The 16,014-nt window shown below is 65.2% G+C and carries 17 protein-coding genes, 1 tRNA gene and 1 pseudogene; 16 read left to right on the forward strand and 3 right to left on the reverse strand.

The genetic code is table 11. The features are described from left to right. Nucleotides 1–323: 323 nt before the first annotated feature. The 3 genes from DZC52_RS00780 to DZC52_RS00790 form a co-directional block, all read right to left on the reverse strand. Nucleotides 324–414, reverse strand: a tRNA-Ser gene (locus tag DZC52_RS00780). A 116-nt stretch (nt 415–530) separates the two neighbouring features. After that, nucleotides 531–1,376 carry an SAM-dependent methyltransferase gene (locus DZC52_RS00785; protein ID WP_116649219.1) on the reverse strand — a complete coding sequence of 282 codons (846 nt, stop codon included), beginning with the start codon at nt 1,374–1,376 and terminating at the stop codon, nt 531–533. Further along, nucleotides 1,377–2,228: a glycine/sarcosine N-methyltransferase gene (locus DZC52_RS00790; protein ID WP_116649220.1), complete on the reverse strand. Its 852-nt coding sequence runs from the start codon at nt 2,226–2,228 to the stop codon at nt 1,377–1,379. It lies immediately after the preceding gene. Nucleotides 2,229–2,798: 570 nt separating this feature from the next. Between DZC52_RS00790 and pilM the strand changes: the two genes are divergently transcribed. The 16 genes and pseudogenes from pilM to DZC52_RS00865 all read left to right on the forward strand — a co-directional run bounded on the left by pilM (nt 2,799) and on the right by DZC52_RS00865 (nt 15,997). Continuing rightward, nucleotides 2,799–3,722, forward strand: coding sequence for a type IV pilus biogenesis protein PilM (gene pilM / locus DZC52_RS00795; protein WP_116649221.1), 924 nt, complete (start codon nt 2,799–2,801; stop codon nt 3,720–3,722). Further along, nucleotides 3,719–4,324: a PilN domain-containing protein gene (locus tag DZC52_RS00800; RefSeq protein WP_116649222.1), complete on the forward strand. Its 606-nt coding sequence runs from the start codon at nt 3,719–3,721 to the stop codon at nt 4,322–4,324. The genes pilM and DZC52_RS00800 overlap by 4 nt, the downstream gene beginning before the upstream one ends. Beyond that, on the forward strand, nt 4,321–4,974 hold the full coding sequence (locus tag DZC52_RS00805; RefSeq protein ID WP_147307565.1) for a coiled-coil domain-containing protein: 654 nt from the start codon (nt 4,321–4,323) through the stop codon (nt 4,972–4,974). Before DZC52_RS00800 ends, DZC52_RS00805 begins: the two co-directional genes overlap by 4 nt. 1 nt (nt 4,975) lies before the next feature. Further along, nucleotides 4,976–5,320, forward strand: a complete 345-nt coding sequence (locus DZC52_RS00810; protein WP_116649224.1) for an MSHA biogenesis protein MshK — start codon at nt 4,976–4,978, stop codon at nt 5,318–5,320. A 14-nt stretch (nt 5,321–5,334) separates the two neighbouring features. Continuing rightward, nucleotides 5,335–7,029, forward strand: a complete 1,695-nt coding sequence (mshL, locus tag DZC52_RS00815; protein ID WP_181918696.1) for a pilus (MSHA type) biogenesis protein MshL — start codon at nt 5,335–5,337, stop codon at nt 7,027–7,029. Nucleotides 7,030–7,039: 10 nt separating this feature from the next. Then, nucleotides 7,040–7,957 carry an ExeA family protein gene (locus tag DZC52_RS00820; RefSeq protein ID WP_116649226.1) on the forward strand — a complete coding sequence of 306 codons (918 nt, stop codon included), beginning with the start codon at nt 7,040–7,042 and terminating at the stop codon, nt 7,955–7,957. Next, nucleotides 7,954–9,075, forward strand: a complete 1,122-nt coding sequence (locus DZC52_RS00825; RefSeq protein WP_116649227.1) for a tetratricopeptide repeat protein — start codon at nt 7,954–7,956, stop codon at nt 9,073–9,075. The genes DZC52_RS00820 and DZC52_RS00825 overlap by 4 nt, the downstream gene beginning before the upstream one ends. Next, entirely contained in the window at nt 9,072–10,835 is a 1,764-nt protein-coding gene (locus tag DZC52_RS00830) for a GspE/PulE family protein (protein WP_116649228.1), read from the forward strand. Before DZC52_RS00825 ends, DZC52_RS00830 begins: the two co-directional genes overlap by 4 nt. Then, the gene (locus DZC52_RS00835) at nt 10,835–12,058 is read left to right on the forward strand and encodes a type II secretion system F family protein (RefSeq protein ID WP_116649229.1); all 1,224 of its coding nucleotides are present in this window, start codon (nt 10,835–10,837) and stop codon (nt 12,056–12,058) included. The genes DZC52_RS00830 and DZC52_RS00835 overlap by 1 nt, the downstream gene beginning before the upstream one ends. Further along, the gene (locus DZC52_RS00840; RefSeq protein ID WP_181918697.1) at nt 12,042–12,632 is read left to right on the forward strand and encodes a prepilin-type N-terminal cleavage/methylation domain-containing protein; all 591 of its coding nucleotides are present in this window, start codon (nt 12,042–12,044) and stop codon (nt 12,630–12,632) included. The genes DZC52_RS00835 and DZC52_RS00840 overlap by 17 nt, the downstream gene beginning before the upstream one ends. Next, nucleotides 12,629–13,771 carry a GGDEF domain-containing protein gene (locus tag DZC52_RS00845; RefSeq protein ID WP_181918698.1) on the forward strand — a complete coding sequence of 381 codons (1,143 nt, stop codon included), beginning with the start codon at nt 12,629–12,631 and terminating at the stop codon, nt 13,769–13,771. The genes DZC52_RS00840 and DZC52_RS00845 overlap by 4 nt, the downstream gene beginning before the upstream one ends. Continuing rightward, the gene (locus DZC52_RS00850; protein WP_147307566.1) at nt 13,768–14,310 is read left to right on the forward strand and encodes a hypothetical protein; all 543 of its coding nucleotides are present in this window, start codon (nt 13,768–13,770) and stop codon (nt 14,308–14,310) included. Before DZC52_RS00845 ends, DZC52_RS00850 begins: the two co-directional genes overlap by 4 nt. 261 nt (nt 14,311–14,571) lie before the next feature. Next, nucleotides 14,572–14,946, forward strand: coding sequence for a type II secretion system protein (locus tag DZC52_RS15825; protein WP_281268733.1), 375 nt, complete (start codon nt 14,572–14,574; stop codon nt 14,944–14,946). 123 nt (nt 14,947–15,069) lie between these two features. After that, nucleotides 15,070–15,198 (forward strand): annotated as a pseudogene (locus DZC52_RS15920) (type II secretion system protein); the annotation flags it as partial. Nucleotides 15,199–15,243: 45 nt separating this feature from the next. Further along, nucleotides 15,244–15,543: a hypothetical protein gene (locus DZC52_RS00860; RefSeq protein ID WP_245960729.1), complete on the forward strand. Its 300-nt coding sequence runs from the start codon at nt 15,244–15,246 to the stop codon at nt 15,541–15,543. 1 nt (nt 15,544) lies between these two features. Then, complete coding sequence (locus DZC52_RS00865) at nt 15,545–15,997, forward strand: pilus assembly FimT family protein (protein ID WP_181918700.1); 453 nt, start codon at nt 15,545–15,547, stop codon at nt 15,995–15,997. The last annotated feature ends 17 nt before the right edge of the window (nt 15,998–16,014 follow it).

The raw sequence follows: 16,014 nt of genomic DNA on the forward strand, positions 1-16,014 counted from the left end.
AAGGGCGCTAACCCTTGCCGGTTTTCAAGACCGGTGCAATCAACCGCTCTGCCACCTCTCCGTCTTGGAGGCTGAATTGTAAACGCTCGCATCCAATTCTGCGAAGGCCGTTTCGATTTCACAAAAAACCCCGCTCGGGGCGGGGTTTTTCAATGATGGCGGAGAGGGAGGGATTGACTGCGCGCCTGACGGCGCTTGCCCTTCGCTTCGCTACGGGTAGCTGCGCATCGTCCTCGCTTCGCTCGGGTCGAACCGGGGCTCAAATCCGTAGTCCCCCTCCCCGATCATTAAAAAACCCCGCTCGGGGCGGGGTTTTTTAATGATGGCGGAGAGGGAGGGATTCGAACCCTCGGTACGGGGTTACCGTACACTCACTTTCCAGGCGAGCCCGTTCGACCGCTCCGGCACCTCTCCAAAACACGTTTTCCAGATCGACCCAGGGTCTCTTGTGAAGGCGATCCTGGATCAAGCCGGGCATTGTACCCAATCGCTGCAGGATAAGCCAAGCCCGGCCGGCCCAACGGACCGGTTCAGTCCGGCTTCCGGAAAAGGAAGATGCCCCACTCCAGGTCGCCGCGCTTGCCGCCGTCAACCCAGTGTTGCAGGCCGGCCTTCATTTTCCGGATGTAGTCGTCGCTGACGCCGCGTTCACGGAGGGCCTCTTCGTTGGCTTCGAGTTCCCGCCTGACTCGAGCGTAATGACGTGGCAACTGGTCACCGTGGTCCTCCCAGGTGACCTCTTCGAGCCCCAGCGCCTCCAGGGTCCGCCGGTAGAAGCCGGGCGAGCCAAGGGAATCGAGGTGAATCCGGTCGTAGATCGGTTGGAGCCGCTCGGGATCGGCGTCGTCGGACTGCATCGGATCGGTGAAGATCAGGCGCCCGCCCGGTTTGAGCACGCGGGCGGCCTCGGCGCAGACGCGGGCCCGGTCGCCGGAATGCAGGATGGCGTCCTGCGACCACACGACATCGAAGCTGCCGTCCTCGTACGGCAGGTTGGTAAAGTCGCCGTCCACGACTTCGATGAGCTTGTCGAGGCCCTGTTCGGCATTCTTCTCTCGATCCCGGGCGTTCTCGACCTCGCTCAGGTTGAGCGCAACGCAGCGGCAGCCGAACTCGCGCGCCAGGTAGCGCATCGAACCGCCGTATCCGGCGCCCAGGTCCAGGACGCGAGCGCTCTCGTCCAGGGGGCCGAGCACCTCGCTCATCCGCTGAACGGTCCGTCGGCTGGCGGCGGCAATGGGTTCCTCGTCGGAGTCGTAGAGACCGACGTGGATATCCTCGCCGCCCCAGACGTGAAAGTAGAAATTGTCGGCGTCGTCACTGTTGTAGTAGTCCCGGGCCGTCTGGACGACCCGTGAGTAAGCCTGGCTGCTCATTCAGTCCTCCTGGTCCGTAGCTTCAGAAGCTTCCGGGTTGCGGTAACGCTTCTCGGCGACGTGGATGAAGAAGTCCGGCTCTTCGCCGTCCGTCCCCGAGTCCTCTTCGAAATCGGCATAGGTCGTAACGTCCTGAAAGCCCACTTCCTTCATGAGGCTGCGCGTGTAATCGCGCCTGAGCGGGAACATGTTGAGGTGAAACACCGAATCGTCGGGAAAGGAGTAGCGAAAACGCGCCAGGCCCTCGTCGACGTACTCCGGTTCCGCGCTGACCTGGCGCCCGCAGTAGTAGTACTTGTGGGAGCTGGAGGCACCGTGATCGAGAATTGCGTCGTAGTTGCGCTGGTCGAGAATCAGGCAACCGTCGTGCTTGAGCGTGGCGTAGAACTCGGCCAGGGTCTTGCGCCGATCGTGCTCGGTGTGGAGGTGCGTGAACGAATTACCCAGGCAGATCACGGCGTCGTAGGTCGCGTGCACATCACGATTGAGCCAGCGCCAGTCCGCCTGGATCGTGCGCAGGATATGCCCTCTTCGTCGGCCATTTTCAAAGGCCTTGGCCAGCATTTCCGCCGAGCCGTCGACGCTACAGACTTCGAAGCCTTCCTCGATCAACCGGACCGAATGGAAGCCGGTACCCGCGGCGACGTCGAGTACCCGCTTGGCCCCGCGCTCCTTCAGCAACTGGACGAAAAAGTCCCCTTCGCTGCGATAGCGCGCGTCCCAGTCGATCAATTCGTCCCACTTGTCGACGAAACGATGGACGTATTCCTTCTGGTAGTGGTCGGTATCCCGGACATCGACGGGATCGCGTCCGAAATCCTGCTTTTCGGGTGAAAATGCCTGATGCGACATGAATCTGGCTTTCTCCTGAATGATTGCTCTGCGAATCCACCGCCAACGGTGCGGCATTCGTGATGCCGAGGCGCGATCGGTCTGTCGCTCGATACGTCGGTCGCGACGAGGTCGGGCGCCGAAGCCAGCGGAACGGCAGCGATACTAACAAGGGGCCCCGGAAGTTGCAGGCCGTGGCGGCGGATTCGTTGACATCCGTGATTGCCCGCAGAATTTGTCGGTGCCCGTCAATTGCTCCAGGACACTGACGACCTCCTCCCGGACAAACATGTGACGCAACACACACACCCGGACCCCACGAGCCAACTGCCGCAAGACTTTTGCGCTCAAGGCACATGTCTTGTAGAAATAGTGACAGTTTCAATGCTTCAAACTGCACTGCATGTCGAACAGAGCAATTGACCGATGCCCGGGGTTGCGATACATTTCACAGCCTGATCAATCAGTTGCAAAACCTTTATCACAAGAGTCTTTGCAGCCGATCCCTGCCGAACCAGCAGCTCCTGGCGGGCTCGAATCGGTACGCGATGCGCCACACGGCCCGATAACGACAATAAAGGGGACAGACAATTGAAACTGTTTCGGAAGCGTGCGCGAAACCAGGCCATTACCGGCCTGTACCTGACTCCGCGTGTCCTCGCCACGGCAGCGGTGGATCACCAGCGGGGCCGCAAGCCGCGCCTGGTGTCTGCGCAATGCCTGGAACTGGGCGGAGACAGGGAGCTCGAACGCGTCGTACAACAGGCCGTCCCCGACCGTGGTTCGCTGGTCAACCTGGTGATGGCGGAAGGCCAGTATGAGCTGCTTCTCGTGGAGGCGCCACGCGTCGATCCATCGGAGCTGCGGGCCGCGGTTCGATGGAAGGTTCGCAACCTGATCGACTTTCATATCGATGACGCCGTCATCGACGTTTTCGAGATCCCCGGCCAGAACAACCGTCCGCAGGGGCAGGCCATGATGTATGCCGTCGCCGCACGGGCGCGCGAGGTTCGGGAATACATCGACCTGGTCGAGAACGCCGACCTGGACCTGCGCGTCATCGATATCACCGAGATGGCGCTGCGCAACCTGGCGGCACAGCTAGAAGAGGACGTGCGCGGCGTCGCCATGCTCTACTTCAGCGACGACCACGGCATCATATCCATCACGCGTCAGGGCAGCCTGTACCTGAGCCGCAGCCTGGCCACCGGCACCGAACAGCTACTCGATGATCCCGACGCTTCGTATGACCAGATCGCCCTGGAGGTCCAGCGCTCTCTCGACTACTACGACAGCCATTTCGGCCAGCCGCCGGTCGCTGCCCTCCGCGTGTTGCCCGGCTTTGCAGCCCACGAAGGCCTGGTCGAGTCCCTCGGCGATGCACTGAGCATTCCGGTCGACGGCTACCGCAGCGAAGAAGTCGTGTCCAGCGATCTCGAGCTGCCGGACGCATTTCTCTCCGAGTTCCTGATCGCCCTCGGCGGCGCGCTGCGGCATGAGGAGGTCAGCCTGTGAATCAGCAGATCAACCTCTACCAGCCGATCTTCCGCAAGGAAAGGATCGTTTTCTCTGCGCAGACGATCGCCTGGCTCTCACTGGGGCTCGTGGTGCTGCTCGTGCTGTGGTCCGTTCTCGTCGGTCAGCGTGTTTCCAGTCTCGAGCAAGAACTGCAGCGCCAGCAGGAGGCCGAGCAGCGCGCAGTCGAGCAGGTTGCCGAACTGCAGGCGAACATGCCGCCCGAGGAACCCGACGCCGCGCTCGTGGCACAAGTCGAGAATCTTCGCGAGCGGCGCGAAGGGCTTCGCGAAAGCCTGGCGGCCCTCGATCGCCGAATGCCGGCCGCGGAGCTCGACCTGCTCGCCAGGCTGGACGCGCTGGCCGGAGAAGTTCCCGCCGGGCTCTGGCTGACCGAGCTCTACATGGCCGACCAGGGAGAGACGCTCACGGCCGAGGGCAACGCCCTCGAAGCGCGATTGATTCCCGCCTGGCTGTCGCAGCTCTCGGAGCTCGAGCAGTTCTCCGGGCTCGGCTTCCGACAGGTTCGCCTGTCGGAGCGCGGCGATGGACAGCCCGGCATCGACTTCACCATCTCCACGACCGCGAGGGAAGCCGAATGAGCATGCGTGCGCGAGTGGGAAAGATCGCCGAACGCATCAACGGCCTGAGCCTGCGTGAACGGGCGCTCCTGATGCTGGCCGTATTCGCGGTCATCTTCCTCATCTGGGATTTCTCCACCATGCAAGCGCTGGGGCAGCGCCAGGAGACGGTTCGGACCGAACTCGAGAACGTTCGCGAGCGCGTCGCGACCCTCACCCAGAACCTTCAGCAACTGGCGAGCGAACGAGGGCGCGATCCGAATCGCGAGCTCGAAGCCGAGCGCGATGCCCTGCGGGAAGAAATCGACGCGCTGGAAGTCCGCCTGGCCGAGCGTCACGGCGGCATCGCCACGCCGAGGGAGTCGGTTTCGGTTCTGGCCGGGCTCCTCGCGCGGCGCGCCGGAGTCGACATCGTGGCACTGGAAAACCTGCCACCGGGCCGGCTGGAGAGCGCCTCCGGCAACCCCGTACCCGGGCTGTTCGTTCACCGCGTCCGTGTGGTCATCGAGAGCGATTTCAACGGAATCCGGAACTACCTCGACCGAACCGCGGAGCTGCCCCGCGGCGTTTTCTGGGAATCGCTGCGACTGACGGTCGATGAATGGCCGACCAATCGTGTGGAGCTCATGCTCTACAGCGTCACCCTCGACGATCGCTGGCTGGGAGTCTGACATGCGAATGATCCCGCTGATGTTCACGCTTGCCCTGGCGAGTACCGCGTTCGCGCAAGGCGAAACGCGCGACCCCACCCGCCCGCCGACAGACGCGGAAATCGCCGCCTGGTTCGGCAACGGGTCGGGCGAAGAGCAACGCGCACCCTTCCGGCTGCAGTCGATCCTGCTGGCGCCGGAGCGCCGCATCGCCATCATCGATGGCCAGCGCCTGCGCGAGGGAGAGCGCCTCGGCGACGCCGAAATCCGCGTCATCGAGCCCGGCCGCGTGGTGCTCGTTCGCGCCGGCGAAACGATCGAGTTGAACATCGACACGCACCTGACAAACGACAACGACGGATTCTGAGACCGATGCTGCCCATGGACAACACGCCAACACGATTCCTGACCGCTGCAGCGCTCGTCGCGGGCCTGGCGGCCTGCGCCGCGACCAGCGACCGGGCCGCGGAAATCGACCGCAACATACGCAGCGAGCTCGAAGCCGCGGCCACGCGCGAGGCGCCGGACGTCGAGGAAACGAAAGACATCCTGATGCCCGAAGCCGCGCCCGCCTTCGAGCCGCCGCCGGAAGAGCGTTTCCACGTCACGGTGGAAAACGCGCCGGCGCGTCAGTTCCTGATGAGCCTGGTGGCCGATGCCGACCTGAACATGGTGGTCCACCCCGACGTGGAGCAGACCATTTCCCTGGAGCTGCGGGACGTGACCATCGGTGAGGTCATGCGCATCGTGCGGGAAGTCTACGGACTCGAGTACAAGCGCACGGAAACCGGCTACATCGTGCGCCCGCCCCGACTGCAGAACCGCATCTACGAGGTCAGCTACCTCGACGTCAACCGCAAGGGTTCCTCTCGAACGCGCGTCAGTTCCGGGCAGTCCACGGACAACCCCGACGCCCTGCAGGACGAGTTCGGCGGCCAGGGGTCGACGCAGCACCTGCCCGGACAGAACGGCGACGACATTTCCACCGGCACGCGCATCGAGACCGAGAGCGAGTCGGACTTCTGGGCGCAGCTCGAGACGGCCATCGAAGGCATCTTCGACAGCCCCGAGGGCCGCAACGTGATGCTCAACCCGATCTCCGGCGTGGTCGCCGTTCGCGCCATGCCGCACGAACAGCGGGCCGTGGCCGAACTGCTCGAGGCCATCCAGGGCAGCGTGCAGCGCCAGGTCATCCTCGAGGCCAAGATCGTCGAGGTGGAGTTGCGCGATGCGTATCGCTCGGGCATCAACTGGCAGGCGCTCGAGGACGTCGACGGCCGCCTGCTCGGCTTCGGCCAGGTCGCCGGCCCCAATGTGTTCGGCGACGGGCGATCGGCCATCAGTGAGCAGCCTTATGCCGTCAGTCCCGGGGAAGTCGTCCAGGGCTTCGAGACCCAGGCCTTCGGCGGCAGCACTGTCCTGACAGCCGATACCGGCAGCTTCAACGCTTTCATCGAGCTGCTCGAGACCCAAGGCGTCACGCGGGTGCTGTCGAGCCCGCGGGTAGCCACCATCAACAACCAGAAGGCGGTCATCAAAGTCGGCACCGACGAGTTCTTCGTCACCGGGGTGACCGGCCGCACGGCCACGGGCGGGGCCAGCACCACCGCCGCCAGTTCGGTCGAACTGACGCCCTTCTTCTCGGGCATCGCCCTCGACGTCACGCCGCAGATCAGCCGCCAGGGCGACATCATCCTGCACGTCCACCCGACCGTCTCGGAAGTGCAGGACCAGACCAAGACCTTCACCGTCGGCGGTGAACAGGAATCCCTGCCCCTCGCCTTTTCGAGCGTTCGCCAGTCCGACAGCATCATCCGGGCGCGCAACGGCCAGGTGGTCGTCATCGGCGGACTCATGCGCGAGTCCTCGGAACAAAAGCGCTTCGGCACGCCGGGCCTGAGCCGGATTCCCCTGCTGGGCCAGGCCTTTGGCAGCCGGCAGGAACAGACCGTCAAGACCGAACTGGTCATCCTGCTGCGACCGATCGTCATCGACTCGCCGCGCACCTGGGCCCGTGAGGCCGAAGGGGCGCTCGACCGGCTCGGCGAGATGGGCGACGACACCTGGCCGCGCTGATCGCTACGCTATGTACCTGGAGCATTTCGGACTCGACCAGCGACCGTTCCGGCTTACGCCGCACCTGGCCTTCCGCTACCCCGAACCCAGCCAGGTCGACGCGCTGACCACGCTGCGGGTGGCCCTGGAACAGGGCGAGGGCTTCATCAAGGTCGTCGGCGAAGTGGGACTGGGCAAGACCCTGCTCTGCCGGACCCTGCTCGACCAGCTCGAATCCCCGTTCGTGACGGCCTGGCTTCCGGACCCGCACTTGTCGCCCGGCACGCTGCGCACCGCCCTGGCGCGCGACTTGGGTATCGAACTGCCCGCTCGCCCGACCCAGCAGGTCGTTCACGAGCGGCTCCAGGAGGAGCTCGCCGCCATGGCCGCGCGCGGCCTCCGGCCGGTGCTCCTGATCGACGAGGCCCAGGCGCTCCCGGCCAGCACCCTGGAAACCGTGCGCCTGCTGACCAACCTCGAGACCGAGCAGCGCAAGCTCCTTCAGGTGGTGCTTTTCGGACAGCCCGAACTCGATCGCCGGCTGGCGATGCCGCAGTTCCGGCAACTGAGGCAGCGCATCACCTACTCCTGCCGGCTCGAAGCGCTCGATCACGACGGCGTGGCCGACTACATCGCTCACCGACTCGAGCGCGCCGGCGGCAGCGAGCGCCTGTTTTCGCCCCGCTCGGTCGCGCGGATCGCCCGCGCCAGCGGCGGGGTGCCCCGGCTGGTCAACGTGCTCGCCGACAAGGCCCTGCTCTCCGCCTGGGGCCGCGGCAGGGCCGAAGTGACGCCGCTCGACGTGCGGCGTGCCGTTGCCGACACCGAAGACACCGCCGGACAGCTCTGGTGGCCCCGACTCGCACCCGCCGCCCGGGTGGCGGCGTTCAGCCTGGTCGCCTTCGGCGCCTTCCTGGCCCTGGAAATGCTCGCGGGAGGTGGGGGATGAGCCTGATCAACGACGTGCTCAAGGACCTGGAACGGCGCAAGGCGACAGAGGGGGCGCATGCGCCCCGCTCGACCGAACAGCCCCGGGCGCGGCGCGCTCGACGCCGCTCTCCCCGCTGGACGCTCTGGCTACTGGCCGCCATTGCCGTGGGCGCCGTCCTGCACCTGAGCCTGGAAGACACCTCGCCGATCGGCGACGGCCGCAAACCGCAAACGCTGACCGCCCGCGCCGGCACGACCCCGGCACCCGACGCCGTATTGGATGCCGGAAAGCCCGAGACGCAAAGCGACGCCCCGTCACAACGCAAGCCGGCCGAACTCGGGTCCGAAGAAACGCCGTCGCGCTCGACGAGCGACGCGGAAAGCACCGACGCCACTGCGCAGCGCCGGGTCGACCCGGAGCGTCCAAGGGGCGGTCCTTCACGGCAGGAGCCCGTACAGCCCGAACCCCCCGAGCCCCTCGAGAGCACGCCGGCCCGGGAGACCGAACCGGCGCCGAAGCCGGAACCGAATATCTCGATTCGCCGCGCCGACGGCGAGGCCGGGCAGGAGGATCTCCTGGCAACGGCCAAGCGCATGCTCTCGCGCGGCCAGTACCAGCGCGCCGAGTCGCGGCTTCGGCAACTGACCGAAGACCGCCCGGAGCTCACCGAACCCTACGAGCTGCTGGCGGGAGCGCTGATGCGCCGGGGCCGTCACGATTCGGCCATGCGGGTTCTCGACGACGGACTCGGCCGGGCAAGCGAGCCCGCGCCGTTGGCCGCCCTGCTCGGCCGGCAACTGCTCGAGCGCGGCGAAATCGCCCGCGCCCGCGACATCCTGCGCCACCACGCGCCGGCGATGGCCGAGGCGCCGGAATACCACCTGCTGCTGGCCGCCACGCACCGCCAGGCCGGCGATCACGCCGCCGCAGCCGAGCACTACCGCGCGTTGACCGGCATACTTCCGCGAAGCGGCGCGGCCTGGATCGGTCTGGGCGCCTCCCTCGAGTCGCTGGAGCATCCGGCCGAAGCCGCGAAGGCCTACAATCGGGCCCTCGAAGGCGACGACGACCGGGCGGCCCGCTTCGCGCGCCAGCGCCTGGCCGCGCTCGCCCCCATCACCGGAGAGCCGCAATGAGCAACGTGCGCAAGCCGCGACAGAAGATCCGCCTGGGCGACCTGCTGGTCAAGCACAAGATGATCTCCGAGCGCCAGCTCGAGGACGCCCTGGGCGAACAGAAGCGCTCCGGCCACAAGCTCGGCCGGGTACTGGTGCAGATGGGGCACGTCACCGAGGACGACCTGCTCGATTTCCTCGGCCGGCAGCTCGACATCCCGGTGATCGACCTCAAGCACTACAACTTCAAGCCGCAGACCGTGCGGCTCCTGCCGGAAACCCACGCCCGCCGCTACCGCGCCATCGTACTGGCCGAAAAGGACGATGAACTGACCGTCGGCATGGCCGACCCGACCGACATCTTCGGCTTCGACGCGCTCAGGAGCATCCTCAAGAAGCCCATCAACATCGTCCTGGTGCGCGAGTCCGACCTGCTCCGCACCATCGACATCGTCTACCGTCGCACCGAGGAGATTTCCTCGCTGGCCGAGGAGCTCGGTGAAGAGCTCTCGGAGAGCGACTACGACATCTCCCAGCTCGAGGACGACGAGGGCCAGGTCGACGCCCCGGTCATCAAGCTGCTGCAGTCGATGTTCGAGGATGCGGTGCAGATCGGCGCCTCCGACATCCACATCGAGCCCGACGAATCCGTCCTGCGCATCCGCCAGCGCGTCGACGGCGAACTCCAGGAACAGGTCATCGAGGGCCGCCGCGTCGCCTCCGCGCTGGTCACGCGCCTGAAACTGATGGCCTCGCTCAACATCAGCGAAAAGCGCCTGCCCCAGGACGGTCGCTTCTCGGTGCGCGTGAAGGACCACAACATCGACGTGCGCCTGTCGACCATGCCCATCCAGTACGGCGAATCGATGGTGATGCGCCTGCTCGACCAGTCCGCCGGCCTGCTCGAGCTCGACCGGCTCGGCATCCCGCCCGAGATGGAGTCGCGCATCCGCCGGCTGATCAGCCGGCCCTCCGGCATGGTGCTGGTCACCGGGCCGACGGGTTCGGGCAAGACCACCACCCTTTACGCGGCGCTCAATCACATCAACCAGTCGCGTCGCAAGGTCATCACCGTCGAGGACCCGGTCGAGTACCGGCTGCCGCGCATCAACCAGGTGCAGGTCAATCGCAAGATCGGCCTGGATTTCGCCCGCGTGTTGCGCACCGCGCTGCGCCAGGACCCGGACATCATCATGGTCGGCGAGATGCGCGATCGCGAAACGGCCGAGATCGGCCTGCGCGCCGCCATGACCGGGCACCTGGTGCTTTCGACCCTGCACACCAACTCCGCGCCGGCGACCGTCATGCGCCTGGTCGACATGGGCGCCCAGGGCTTCATGGTGGCCGCCGCGCTCGACGGCGTCATCGCCCAGCGCCTGGTGCGTCGAGTCTGCGATTCCTGCGGCGAGGAAACCGAGCCCGACCACGGGCAGCTGGCCTGGGTTCGCGCGCGCCTGGGCGACCAGGCGGCCGATGGCATCCGCTTCCGCGCCGGCCGCGGCTGTGCCTACTGCTCCAACACCGGCTACCGCGGGCGCATCGGCGTCTACGAGCTGCTGGAAATGGACGACGAGCTCACCGACGCGCTGCGGCGCATGGATACCTCGGCCTTCTCCTCGCTGGCGCGCAACCGCAAGGGCTACCGCCCCCTGCTCGACTGCGCCCTGGACTATGCGCGGGAAGGCATCACCTCGCTGGAGGAAGTCATCCGCCTGGCCGGGGGGCTGGACGAGTTGCTCGACAGCCGGATGGACACCACCATCGGTGATGAGGTGTCCTGATGAGCGCTTTCCAGTGGCGAGGACGCAATGCCCGCGGGCAACTGGTCGACGGCCGAGTCGAGGCCGACTCGACCGATGCGGTCGCCCAGCAGTTGATGCGTCTCGATATCACGCCGATCGAGATCGAGTCGGCGCCCAGTGTCGAAACCGAGAGCGTTTCCCTGAGTCAGCGCCTGGGCATGGACAAGCCCGGCATCAACGACCTGATCCTGTTCACGCGCCAGATGTACACCTTGAGCAAGGCCGGGGTGCCGATCATTCACGGCCTGCGCAACGTCGGCGAGTCGACCCGCAACCCCCAGCTTCGCCACGCCATCGAGGATGTCGTCGACGCCCTGGAGTCCGGCCGCGACCTGGCCAGCGGCATGGCGCAGAACCCCAAGGTCTTCCCGACCATGTTCGTCAGCATCGTGCGCGTCGGCGAGAGCTCGGGCAATCTCGAGCAGGCCTTCTCGCAGCTGACCGACTACCTGGAGCTCGAACGCGACTTCCGCGCCAAGCTCAAACAGGCCCTGCGCTACCCCATCATGGTGATCACGGCCATGTTCATCGCCGTGGCCATCCTGATGACCTTCGTCATCCCCACCTTCGCCGAGTTCTTCGACCGCTTCGACGCCGAGCTGCCCCTGCCGACGCGCATCATCATCGGCGCGTCGAACTTCACGGCCGACTGGTGGTGGGTGATCCTGCTGGCGATCGGCGCGGCGCTCCTGGGCTTCAGGGCCTGGATCCGCACCGAGAACGGGCGCTATCGCTGGGACCGGCTCAAACTCCGCTTCCCCGTGGTCGGCAAGATCCTGTTCCAGGGCACGATGGCGCGCTTTGCCCGCACTTTCTCGATGACCTACCGCTCCGGCGTGCCGCTCATCCAGGGCCTGACCCTGACCGCCCGTGCGGTCGAGAACGAGTACATCGGCCAGGCGGTCAACGACATGCGCACCGGCATCGAGCGCGGCGAGTCGCTTTCGCGAACGGCGGCCGCGACCGGCCTGTTCTCGCCGCTGGTTCTGCAGATGCTCGGCATCGGCGAAGAGACCGGCGACGTCGACAGCATGCTGACCGAAACCGCCGAGTACTACGAACGCGAGGTCGACTACGACCTGAACAACCTCAGCGCCTACATCGAACCGATCCTGCTGATCTTCCTGGCCATCCTGGTGTTGGTGCTGGCGCTGGGCGTCTTCCTCCCGATGTGGGACCTTGGCCGTGCCGCGCTGGGCTGAGGTCTCGACGCCTTCCAGCGAGCAGTCCGGCTTTACCCTGTTCGAACTGATCATCGTCATCGTCCTGGTAGGCCTGCTGTTCCTGATCGCCTCCTGGCGCCTGCTGCCGTTGCGCGGCGACGCCGAAGCCGCCCACGTCGCAAACACTGTCGGCGCCCTGCGTTCCGCACTCGGCCTGGAAGTGACCGAGCGGATCGTCGAAGACAGTCTCGAAAGCGCCGCTGAACTGGACCGGGGCAACCCGATGGACCTGCTGGCCCAGGTGCCGGCAGGATATATTGGCGAAGTCCCGTCCGCCGGGGACGCTGACATTCCCGCCGGGAGCTGGTACTACGACCAAAGCACCCGGCAGTTACGTTACCGCGTCCGATTTCCGCAGTATCTGGCTCACCAACCGCAGGGCGATCCCGTCGAACTGTCCTGGCAGGTTCGCTTGCGTTATCTTGATAATGACGGCGACGAACGGTATAACGCGCAGGCCGATTCACTGCGCGGCATCGCCCTGGAGGCGATGGACAATCCGCAATGGCCCGACCCCGAGGACAACATTCCCGAAGTGCTGGAGACCCCATGAAGCAGGCGGCCGGACCGCGCCACGACGCTGCGAACCGCGAGGCGGAGCGTCGCCGGGTTCGTCTCCGGCGCCTGCAGCTGGCCACCCTGGCCTGGTTCGTGTCGATCCTGCTGACCGGCGCCGCCTGGGCACTGGGCATCCTCGAAGTGGGCTTTCTCGAAATGGGCCTGCTGGTGCTGATCGTGCTGATCAGTCTGCTGTTCTTCCACCTGGCCTTGCGCAGCGGCTGGTCGCGCCGGTTCCGCGACCCCAGCATGACGCTGGTCCATATCCTCTTTGCCATCTTCATCGGTCTGTGGATCATCGCCAAGGCCGGCGAAGGCCGCACCATCCTCTTGACGCTTTTCATCATGGCTGCGTTCTTCGGTGCGTTCCAGCTCAGGCAGCGGGAATTCATGCTGGTGGCGCTGGTCGCCGTGACCGGTTACACGGCCATCGTGGTGCACGACATCGCCACGCAACAGATCACGACCTCGACCCAGGTGGTGGTGCTCGAACTGGCCGGCTTCGCCACCCTGATGGTCTGGCTGGCCTGGTTCGGCAGCTACATGGCCAACCTGCGCCGCGCGCTGAGCCGTCGCAACCGCGAACTGCACGAAGCCACCGAACGGCTACGCCACCTGGCCGAGCACGACGAACTGACCGGGCTGCCCAATCGCCGGCGGCTGATCGCACGGCTGGAAGCGGCGGCTCAGAAATCCTCCCGGGACGGTTCGGGATTCTGCATCGCGGTGCTTGACCTCGATCACTTCAAGCTGGTCAACGACCGCCACGGCCACCAGGCCGGCGACGACGTCCTCTCGGAGTTCGCCCGGCGTGCCACCACCGTGCTGCGGGGCGCGGACTGGCTCGTTCGCGTGGACGACACGGTGGCCGACATCGGGCGTTTCGGCGGCGAGGAATTCCTCGCGATCCTGCCGGACACCGACCTGTCCGGGGCCGGGCTGGCCGCCGAGAGACTGCGCAAGGCAATGGCCGACCAGCCCTTCACCACCTGCGACGGCCCCATCGAATGCACGGTCTCGATCGGCCTGGCCGAGCACCAGCCCGGCGAAGGAATCCATCGCACCATCGCCCGCGCCGACGAAGCGCTCTACGCGGCCAAGAGCGGCGGCCGCAACCGGGTCAAGACGGCATGAGCGCGTCTACCATTCTCGTCTCCACCGTGCTCGTCGTCCTGCTCGTGCTGGCCATCGGCCTGTTGACCGGCGCGCTGGCGCTTCTCGCCGGCGTCGAAGACCCCAACGAGCGTCGGGGCGGACTGACGGCGGCCCTCCGCCTGCTCGACCGACAGTGGCGAATCGAACGGCTGGTCTATCGCCACCACCGCATATTCGGCCTTCTTATGATTGCGGCCGGGTCCTTCTGTCTTTGGCAATTGACCCGCGCGGAAATGTCAGCGGTTCTCGACGGCGGTTCTTCCGCCTCGATCCTGCTATGGGCCCTGTTGCTCGGCCAGGCTTTCACCCTTCTGGTCGGACTGGTCGTCCTCCTCCGTCCGAGCCTGCTGAAGCCCCTGGAGGCCATCAGCAACCGCTGGCACGATCTGGACGTCTCGGGCCAGGACCGTCCGTCCAAGGGGCGCTGGGCCGCAATCTTGCTCGCGCTGGTCGGACTGGTGGTCCTGCTCGCCTCGACCACACTGCTCATGCAGCAGATTGCACCGGTTTTCGGCTGAATCCCGGCGCAGAATCTGACAAATCCCGTCACCCCGGTCTTTGCCGAGTCCCCGAAACCTTTCCGAAACCCCCCGTTTTTCGCCGATTTTTGACCTGAAGAAGAAATTGGCATGGATAATGCATTACATTGACTGTGGGTTGTCACCCCCGACGCAGTACCGAGACGGCTGCGGCCGGTTCGACAACTGCTGGGACAACCCGGAAATTCGACCAGGGCCGCGGCCCCAGTCGGAACAATCAACCGAAAGGAGATCTGACCAATGCAAAACATCAATATTCAGAAGACCCAGGGCGGCTTTACCCTGATCGAACTCGTGATCGTGATCGTGATCCTCGGCATCCTGGCCGCCGTGGCCGTGCCGCGCTATGTTGACCTGACTTCCGAGGCCCAGACGGCTACCTGCGAAGGCATCGAAGGCGCGCTCTACAGTTCCGCGGCTATCCTGATTGCCGAAGACACTGTTACGAACCGCGGGGTGCCCGGAACGGCCACTGAAATCCTGAACAACACCGATCTGGGCAATGCATCTGCTAGCGCCACCGATGCCTCTTGCACGATCGATGTCACTCTTTCCGATGGCTTCAGTTGCACGACGGTCGACTTCAGCGCATCCGGCCTGTGTTCCACTCCGTAATACTCGGATAGGTGAACACACGAAGCAGGCTCCCGTTTTTCCGGGAGCCTGCTTGTCTTGGACCATCCAAGAACCAGATCTTGTGCGACAGTCAGACGCGAAACAAGTCGATGGACTAGCGCAATGAGCATTTCTAGGCTTTATCCAAGAAGCGCCATCAGGCAAACCTCAGAGCCAGGAATTGCGTACAGCCGGGGTTTTACTCTTATTGAGTTCATAGTGGCTCTGGTGCTAATAGGATTTGGTGCCGCCATCCTTACGACATTTGTTACTCCCACTGCCAAGAGTTCCGACCCCATGATCCAGGCCCAGGCCCGCGCCATTGCCACGGGCTACATGGACGAAATCCTGCTGCGCAAGCACGACCAGGATGCCGGTGACTGCACCGGCGGCCGCGGCAACTGGGCCTCGATCCGCTGCTATGACGGCTTGAACGAATCCCCCACCGACCAGTTCGGCAACGCCATTGCCGCGCTGAACGACTATCAGGTTGCCGTGAGCGTAAGCGGCAATGCACCGGCCGGCATCACCGTCAACGTTTCCCACGCCTCCGGCAGCGTCAACTACTCGCTTCAAAGCCAGCGAGGAGCCTATTGAGATGCCCGGCCACGGCCAACAAGGCTTCACCCTGACCGAACTCGTGATCATTCTCGTGCTCGTGGGTGTGCTGGCGGCCTTCGTGGCACCTCGCATCGATATCCAGGGCTTCGAGCGGCAGGCCTTTGCCTCGGAGTTGATCAACGCCCTGCGCTACGCCCAGAAGACCGCCATCGGTTCGGGCTGCCACGTGCAGGCGACCATCAACGCTGCGGCCGACAGCTACAGCCTGGCATACAACGGTGCGGGCGGCAGTGGCGGCGTTTGCGGGAGCGGATCGACGCCCCTGCCCCATCCCACCCGCGGCGGCGCGTTTACGGGCAATGGGGAGATCGACGCCGGCGGCGCAGTTATCTTCGACGCCATGGGGCGAACGGCCGCCGGACTGAACATCACGCTGGCCAGCGGCGAGGTCATCATCGTGGAACCGGGGACTGGCTATGTTCACGACTAGCCCGCATATTGCCCCCA

It is taken from the genome of Wenzhouxiangella sediminis (genome assembly GCF_003410055.1).
Classification (GTDB): Bacteria; Pseudomonadota; Gammaproteobacteria; order Xanthomonadales; family Wenzhouxiangellaceae; genus Wenzhouxiangella; species Wenzhouxiangella sediminis.

Excerpts from the sequence above, each read along its gene's own strand:
- DZC52_RS00785 (WP_116649219.1), bottom strand. The coding sequence starts at position 1,376 with ATGAGCAGCCAGGCTTACTCACGGGTCGTCCAGACGGCCCGGGACTAC.
- DZC52_RS00790 (WP_116649220.1), bottom strand. The coding sequence starts at position 2,228 with ATGTCGCATCAGGCATTTTCACCCGAAAAGCAGGATTTCGGACGCGAT.
- DZC52_RS00805 (WP_147307565.1), top strand. The coding sequence starts at position 4,321 with ATGAGCATGCGTGCGCGAGTGGGAAAGATCGCCGAACGCATCAACGGC.
- DZC52_RS00810 (WP_116649224.1), top strand. The coding sequence starts at position 4,976 with ATGCGAATGATCCCGCTGATGTTCACGCTTGCCCTGGCGAGTACCGCG.
- mshL (WP_181918696.1), top strand. The coding sequence starts at position 5,335 with ATGGACAACACGCCAACACGATTCCTGACCGCTGCAGCGCTCGTCGCG.
- DZC52_RS00820 (WP_116649226.1), top strand. The coding sequence starts at position 7,040 with ATGTACCTGGAGCATTTCGGACTCGACCAGCGACCGTTCCGGCTTACG.
- DZC52_RS00825 (WP_116649227.1), top strand. The coding sequence starts at position 7,954 with ATGAGCCTGATCAACGACGTGCTCAAGGACCTGGAACGGCGCAAGGCG.
- DZC52_RS00830 (WP_116649228.1), top strand. The coding sequence starts at position 9,072 with ATGAGCAACGTGCGCAAGCCGCGACAGAAGATCCGCCTGGGCGACCTG.
- DZC52_RS00835 (WP_116649229.1), top strand. The coding sequence starts at position 10,835 with ATGAGCGCTTTCCAGTGGCGAGGACGCAATGCCCGCGGGCAACTGGTC.
- DZC52_RS00845 (WP_181918698.1), top strand. The coding sequence starts at position 12,629 with ATGAAGCAGGCGGCCGGACCGCGCCACGACGCTGCGAACCGCGAGGCG.
- DZC52_RS00850 (WP_147307566.1), top strand. The coding sequence starts at position 13,768 with ATGAGCGCGTCTACCATTCTCGTCTCCACCGTGCTCGTCGTCCTGCTC.
- DZC52_RS15825 (WP_281268733.1), top strand. The coding sequence starts at position 14,572 with ATGCAAAACATCAATATTCAGAAGACCCAGGGCGGCTTTACCCTGATC.
- DZC52_RS00860 (WP_245960729.1), top strand. The coding sequence starts at position 15,244 with ATGATCCAGGCCCAGGCCCGCGCCATTGCCACGGGCTACATGGACGAA.
- DZC52_RS00865 (WP_181918700.1), top strand. The coding sequence starts at position 15,545 with ATGCCCGGCCACGGCCAACAAGGCTTCACCCTGACCGAACTCGTGATC.